We start from the raw sequence: 6,475 nt of genomic DNA, 5'->3' as shown, positions 1-6,475 counted from the left end.
CCCCCCCCCCCCCCCCCCCCCCCCCCCCCCCCCCCCCCCCCCCCCCCCCCCCCCCCCCCCCCCCCCCCCCCCCCCCCCCCCCCCCCCCCCCCCCGGCGTACCTGGTTGGATCGGGCATACCTGGTCGGAAGTTCTGCCCCGGTACGCCCGGAAGCACCAGGCATCGCGTGCGTTCTGGGAAAGAACGGGCGAGGGGCCGTTCAGCCGCCGGCGAAGGGGGGCATGACGTCGACGACCGCGACACCATCGAGCGCGGTGGCCCGGTCGCGGGTGGTCACGCCGTCGACCAGGTACGAGCACCGCTCCTGCAGCGCACTCCAGCGCGACGGGTCGGCGGCGGTGACCTCGCGCAGCGCCTCGTCGAGCGTGCCGGCCGCGGTGGTCAGCGTGTCCGCGCCCACTGCCGCCCGGGCAGCGGCGAAGAACCGGATCGTGGTCACCGCTCAGCCGCCGATCGCGCTCATGCCGCGCGTCGGGTGCACGAGCTCGTCGCTGTCGTCGCCGTGGTCGCGCGGCTTCGCCCACATCGCCCGGCGCCACAGCTCGGCCAGGTCGTCGTCGGAGACCCCCGCGCGCATCGGGCCGAGCACGTCGGTCTCGGCGTCGGAGAACAGGCAGCTCCGGACGTTGCCGTCGGCGGTCAACCGGGTGCGGGTGCAGTCGGCGCAGAAGGACTCGGTGATGCTCGCGATGATGCCCACGGTGCCGAGTGACGCACCGGAGCGCGCGTCCTGCACCCGGTACCGCTCGGCCGGGGCGCCGTCACGCGGTGCCTCGTCTGGCGTCAGCACGAACGACGACGCCAGCAGCGCCCGGGTCTCGGCAGCGGTCACCATCTCGGTGCGGTCCCAGGCGTGGTCGGGGTCGAGCGGCATCTGCTCGATGAACCGCAGCTCGTAGCCGCGGTCGAGGCACCAGCGCAGCAGCTCCGGCGCGGCCTCGTCGTTGATCCCGCGCAGCAGCACCGCGTTGACCTTGATGTCGAGGCCGGCGTCGTGGGCGGCGGACAGCCCGGCGATCACCTTGTCGAGGAACGGGCGGCGGGTCACGGTGGTGAACACGTCCGGGTCGACGGTGTCGAGCGACACGTTCACGCGCCGCAGCCCGGCGTCGTACAGGGCCTGGGCGCGGTGGGCGAGACCGATGGCGTTCGTGGTGAGCGACAGCTCCGGGGCGTCGGGCAGCGCGGCGCACCGGGCGATCACGTCGACCAGGTCGTGCCGGAGCATCGGCTCGCCACCGGTGAAGCGCACCTTGCGCACGCCGAAGCGCGAGGACCCGATCCGCACCAGCCGCTCGATCTCGGCGGCGGTCATCAGGGCGTCGTCGGGGGCGAAGGGCAGCCCGGCGGCCGGCATGCAGTACGTGCAGCGCAGGTTGCACCGTTCGGTCAGCGACACCCGCAGATCGATCGCACGGCGCCCGAAGCGGTCGACGAGCCCGGCGGACGCCGGGTCCACGGTCGTGCCGAGCAGGGTCGCGGGTGCCATGCGGCTCAGCGTACGTGTTCGACGCGCCGGAACGACAGCCGTTCCCACCAGCGCCGCCAGTCCGACCGGCTCGTGCGCAGGAGCGTCACCACCACGATGACGGCCACGGCGGCGAGCAGCCACCACCGGTAGGCGTCCGTCGACGGCCACACCCCGCGCAGCGCGATGGCGAGCCCGATCGACAGCCACTCCCACCGCCCCGACAGCACCACGAACGGGATGAGCAGCAGCGCGTACCAGGGGTAGCGCGGCGTCACGGCGAGGAACGTCACGCCGATCATCAGCACCTCACCGGACCACGGCCGCGACGGGTCGGACAGCCGCCAGGCCACGAAGGCGGCGAGCAGCACGGCGAGCCCGACCACGACGGTCGCGGCGTCGCCCCGGAACACCAGCGACACCAGGGCGAACCGGGAGCCGTCCTCGTAGCCCTCCTCGCTCAGGTAGCCGGGCAGGTACCCGAGCACGTCGAGCCCCGTCGTCAGCACGTAGGGCACGTAGAGCAGTCCGAACACGGCGATGCCGACCGGGATCGCCCACCAGGAACGCCACCGGCCGAGCAACGGCGGGTACACGATCGCCGGGATGAGCTTGGTGGCCGTGGCCGCTCCGAGCGCGATCCCGCCCCAGATCGGTCGACCGAACGCGACGAGGACGGCACCCGCGGTCGCGAGCGCCGCGCCGAGGGCGTCGACGTGCGAGTTCGTCACAGCCTCGGACGCCACGAGCGGCGACCAGGCCCAGAGCGCTGCCCACCACGTCGGGCGACCCGTCTTCCGCAGCACCACGACGAGGGCGACGGTCACGACCAGCGAGAGGAGCAGGCCCGCCACCTGGAACGGCATGTACTGGGCGGTGGCCGGCACGAAGGCGCGGACCCCGGCGAACCAGAGCTGCGCCATCGGCGGGTAGATCGTCGTCACGTCCGGCCGGTTGATCGGGGTGCAGTGGCCGTCCGCGCCGTCGCCCAGGCCGCGGAACCGGGGCTTGAGGTCGTCGCACGTGCCGTTCACCTTGTCCGGGAACAGCCATTCCGGCCGCAGACCGGACAGTGCCGTGGACTGGGGGGTGTGCGCGTACGGTGAGACTCCGGCATGCTGGACGATGCCGTCCCACGCGTACCGCGCCGAGTCGGTGCTGGTGCTCGGGGGCCCGGCCAACGCCGCGAGGCCGACCACCACCGCCCCGACCATGACCACGGCGGTCATCCACCGGGCGGGCACGAACCGCAGCGCGAGCACGGCGATCACGAACACCGTCCAAGCGATCAGCGTCCACGCAACGAATGACGAACGAGTGTCGGATCGGAGGAACCCCAGATGCGTGACGCCGAAGGCGATGACGCCCGCGAGGGCCAGTACCCCGACGACCGCGCCCACGACGGCGAGGCGGGCACCGGGTCCGACGGCGGAGGACGGTCGGACGGCACGCAGTCGGTCGCTCATGGTCCGTCGAGGCTAGCGGGCGTGCGGCACCTGCTGTTCGAGGCGCGGGCCGCACTGGCCTCACCGAACCGGAACGCGCGCTCTGCGGTGGTGCTCGGACGACTGCTCGGCATCGCCTTCGTGGTGTGCTTCGGCACCGGCATCTACAGTCACCTGCTGCAGGAGCCCCTCGGCTGGATGCGGTTCCCGACCCGGCCGACGCAGCTCTACCAGTTCACCCAGGGCCTGCACATCACCACCGGCATCGCGATCATCCCGCTGCTGCTGGCCAAGCTCAACACCGTCATGCCCGCGCTGGTGCAGGTCCCGCCGGTGCGCGGTGTGCTGCACCTGTTCGAGCGGCTGTCGATCGCCGTGCTCGTGTCGGCGTCGATCATCCAGGTCACGACCGGCCTGCTCAACACGTACCAGTGGTACCCGTGGCCGTTCCCGTTCCGCCAGGTGCACAACGCGATGGCGTACGTGATCATCGGGTCGCTCATCATCCACATCGCGTCGAAGCTGCCGGTGATCGCCCGTTACTGGCGGAAGCGCGACTCCTACGACGAGCAGGGCCGGTTCATCGCGGACCCCGCGTCCGGCAGCGAGTTGCTTCCCCCGGTACGGGAGGCCCGCCCCGCGTCCGCCCCGCCGGCTGCGGGTGCCGAGACGGCCCAGTCCACGGCCGCCGGCCTGCTCGGCCGCGTGTTCCGCTGGATCGACGGCGTCGACGCGGTCAAGGCTGTCGAGGCGGTCGAGGCGGTCGACGCAGCCCCGGACGAACCGGTGGCCGATGCGCCGGAGCCGACCCGGGCCTCCCGGTCGGTCGACGAGCGCGCACAGGGCCGACGCCAGCGGATCGCACGACGCGGGTTCTTCGGCGGCGTGACGGCCGCGGTCGTCGGCGTCGTCGCCCTGACGGCGGGGCAGTCCTCGAAGCTCGCCGAACCGTTCAACGTGTTCGGCGCGCGCCAGCGCGGTCTCGGCGCCAACGGCCTGCCGGTCAACCGCACCGCCCGCGCGGCGGGGGTGCTCGCCAGCGCGACTGCCGCGGACTGGACGCTGACCGTCGTCGGGCCCGACGTGACCCGGACCTTCGTGCGCGCGGAGCTCGTCGCGCTCGGCACCACCGAGGTCGACCTGCCGATCTCGTGCGTCGAGGGGTGGAGCCAGATGGGCAGCTGGAAGGGCGTGCGGATGCGTGACCTGCTCGGCGCCGTGCAGGCCGAACCCGGATCGCACGTGCGCGTCACGAGCCTGGAACGGCACGGCGGCTACCGGATCATGGACATGGGGCCGGAGTACGCCGAGGACCCGACCACCCTGGTCGCGCTCGAGCTGAACGGTTCGACGCTCGACCTGGACCACGGGTTCCCGGCGCGGATCATCGCCCCGGGGCGACCGGGCGTGCTGCAGACCAAGTGGATCGAGAAGATCGAGGTGCTGCGGTGAAGGCCACACGGATCGTGCTCGTCGTGCTCGGTGTGCTGGTGATCGCGTTCGGCGCCTACGTCCTGGTGACGTCGGTCAAGCCGAACCGGATCGGTGGGCTGGCGACCTGGCTGCTCGGCGCGGTGATCCTGCACGACGCGATCCTGTCGCCGTTCGTCGTCGGCGCCGGACTGCTCCTGCGTCGGGCGGGGCGGTCGCTCCGGGCGTGGGTGCTCGTCGTGGTGCAGACGGTGATCGTGCTCGGCAGTGTGCTCGCCCTCGTGGTGCTGCCCGAGATCGCGGCGAAGCGGCACGGGCAGAAGAACCCCACGATCCTGCCGTTCGACTACGGCACGCGGTTGCTGATCGTCGAGGGGGTGCTGCTGCTCGTGGTGGTGGCGGTGCTCGTCGTCGGGGTGGTCCGGGCGCGGCAGTCTGCTGTCCGCGGCTCACGCGACACTGGTTAAACCGACAACCATTCGGTAGGATGCAGCCATGACCGACGAGACCCCGTGGCTCACCCGCGAGCAGCTGCGCGCGTGGATGAAGCTCGTGGCCGTCATGGAACTCCTGCCGGCGGCGCTCGACCAGCAGCTCCAGCGTGACGCGGACCTGACGCACTTCGACTACATGGTCATCGCGATGCTCTCCGAGACCGACGGCCGCACGCTGCGGATGTCCGCGTTGGCCTCGGCGACGAACGCCTCGCTGCCCCGGCTGTCGCACGTGGTGTCCCGGCTCGAGAAGCGCGGACTCGTGACGCGCTGCCCCTCGACCTCGGACCGCCGCGCGACCGACGTCCGGCTCACCGACGCCGGGTACGCCACGATCGTCGATGCCGCTCCGGACCACGTCCGCACCGCACGCCACGTCGTGATCGACGCCCTGAGCGACGAGCAGGTCGTCCAGCTCGACGGCATCGCGGCCGCACTGCTCACACGGCTCGACCCCGAGGGGCGGTTCGCTGCCCTGACGTACCCGCGGGACGACGACGGCACCGCGATCTGCGAGGCCCGGCTGACCGGCGCCAGCACCGACTGAACGGCGCTGTGCGCCCGCGTCTGCGGGCTCGGTCGTTGCAATAGGCTCGGCCCATGACCGACCCCGCCGCGCCGTCCGACACGTACTCCTACCTCGGACCCGCCGGCACCTTCACCGAGGCGGCCCTGAAGCTCGTCGAGGCCGCGGCCGGCAAGCCCTGGCGGAGCGTCAACAACGTCGGTGAGGCCCTCGACGACGTCATGTCCGGCCGCTCGGTCGGCGCGGTCATCGCCATCGAGAACAGCGTCGACGGTGGCGTCAGCGCAACGCAGGACGCCCTCGCCCGGATCCCCGGCGTGCGGATCGTGGGGGAGTACCTCGTGCCGGTCGACTTCGTGCTCGTCGCGCGCCCCGGCACCGTGCTCGCCGACGTCCGCACCGTGAACGCGCACCCGGTCGCGTACGCGCAGACCCACAACTGGCTCGAGGCGAACCTGCCCGGTCACGGCCACATCCCGGCGTCGTCGAACGTCGCCGCCGCGCTCGCCCTGCTCGAGGCGAACCCCACCGCCGACGCCGCCGTCGCCCCGCCCGGCATCACCGACCACCACGACGTCGTCGTGCTCGCGTCGTCGATCGGCGACAACGCCTCGGCCGTCACCCGCTTCGTCCTCGTGTCGAAGACGCTGGCGCTGCCCGAACCGACCGGTGCCGACAAGACGAGCGTCATCGTCGAGCTGCCGGCCGACCACCCCGGCGCCCTGGTCGACATGCTCGAGCAGTTCGCGACCCGCGGCATCAACATGGGGCTGCTGTCATCGCGGCCGATCGGTGACGAGCTCGGTCGCTACCGGTTCGTCATCGACCTGGACGGGCACGTGCAGGACGAGCGCGTGGCCGACGCCCTGCTCGGCCTGCGGCGGTTCAGCCCCCGCGTGACGTTCCTCGGGTCGTACCCGCGGGCCGACGGCGCGCAGCCCGAGGTGCCGGCGCGCTACTCGGACGCCGCGTTCGTCGAGGCGCGGGACTGGCTGCGCGCGATCGTGTCCGGCGAGCCCGACGCGGGCTGACGCGCGGCGGTGTGCTGTGCTGTCGGCCGGTGCTGTGCTGACGGTCGGTGCTGTGCTCGTCGGTCGGTCGGTCGGTACT

7 protein-coding genes are annotated in these 6,475 nt (G+C 72.4%); 4 read left to right on the top strand and 3 right to left on the bottom strand.

The features are described 5' to 3' along the window. Positions 1-200: 200 nt before the first annotated feature. From EDF42_RS18575 to EDF42_RS18565, 3 genes are read right to left on the bottom strand one after another with little or no spacing between them, the layout of a single operon-like run. Entirely contained in the window at positions 201-440 is a 240-nt protein-coding gene (locus tag EDF42_RS18575) for a MoaD/ThiS family protein (RefSeq protein WP_123338577.1), read from the bottom strand. Positions 441-443: 3 nt separating this feature from the next. Next, entirely contained in the window at positions 444-1,490 is a 1,047-nt protein-coding gene (moaA, locus tag EDF42_RS18570; protein ID WP_123338578.1) for a GTP 3',8-cyclase MoaA, read from the bottom strand. Positions 1,491-1,495: 5 nt separating this feature from the next. Continuing rightward, on the bottom strand, positions 1,496-2,935 hold the full coding sequence (locus EDF42_RS18565) for a glycosyltransferase family 87 protein (protein WP_123338579.1): 1,440 nt from the start codon (positions 2,933-2,935) through the stop codon (positions 1,496-1,498). A 21-nt stretch (positions 2,936-2,956) separates the two neighbouring features. On the opposite strand from EDF42_RS18565, the gene EDF42_RS18560 reads away from it, so the two are divergent. From EDF42_RS18560 to pheA, 4 genes are read left to right on the top strand one after another with little or no spacing between them, the layout of a single operon-like run. Beyond that, on the top strand, positions 2,957-4,366 hold the full coding sequence (locus EDF42_RS18560) for a molybdopterin-dependent oxidoreductase (protein ID WP_185041072.1): 1,410 nt from the start codon (positions 2,957-2,959) through the stop codon (positions 4,364-4,366). Next, complete coding sequence (locus EDF42_RS18555; RefSeq protein WP_123673954.1) at positions 4,363-4,812, top strand: hypothetical protein; 450 nt, start codon at positions 4,363-4,365, stop codon at positions 4,810-4,812. Before EDF42_RS18560 ends, EDF42_RS18555 begins: the two co-directional genes overlap by 4 nt. A 28-nt stretch (positions 4,813-4,840) precedes the next feature. Continuing rightward, positions 4,841-5,386: a MarR family winged helix-turn-helix transcriptional regulator gene (locus EDF42_RS18550; RefSeq protein WP_123338581.1), complete on the top strand. Its 546-nt coding sequence runs from the start codon at positions 4,841-4,843 to the stop codon at positions 5,384-5,386. A gap of 53 nt (positions 5,387-5,439) precedes the next feature. Beyond that, entirely contained in the window at positions 5,440-6,396 is a 957-nt protein-coding gene (gene pheA, locus EDF42_RS18545) for a prephenate dehydratase (RefSeq protein ID WP_123338582.1), read from the top strand. The last annotated feature ends 79 nt before the right edge of the window (positions 6,397-6,475 follow it).

Source organism: Curtobacterium sp. PhB172 (assembly GCF_003752545.1).
GTDB lineage: Bacteria > Actinomycetota > Actinomycetes > Actinomycetales > Microbacteriaceae > Curtobacterium.
This window is presented reverse-complemented; position numbering and strand designations above follow the sequence as displayed.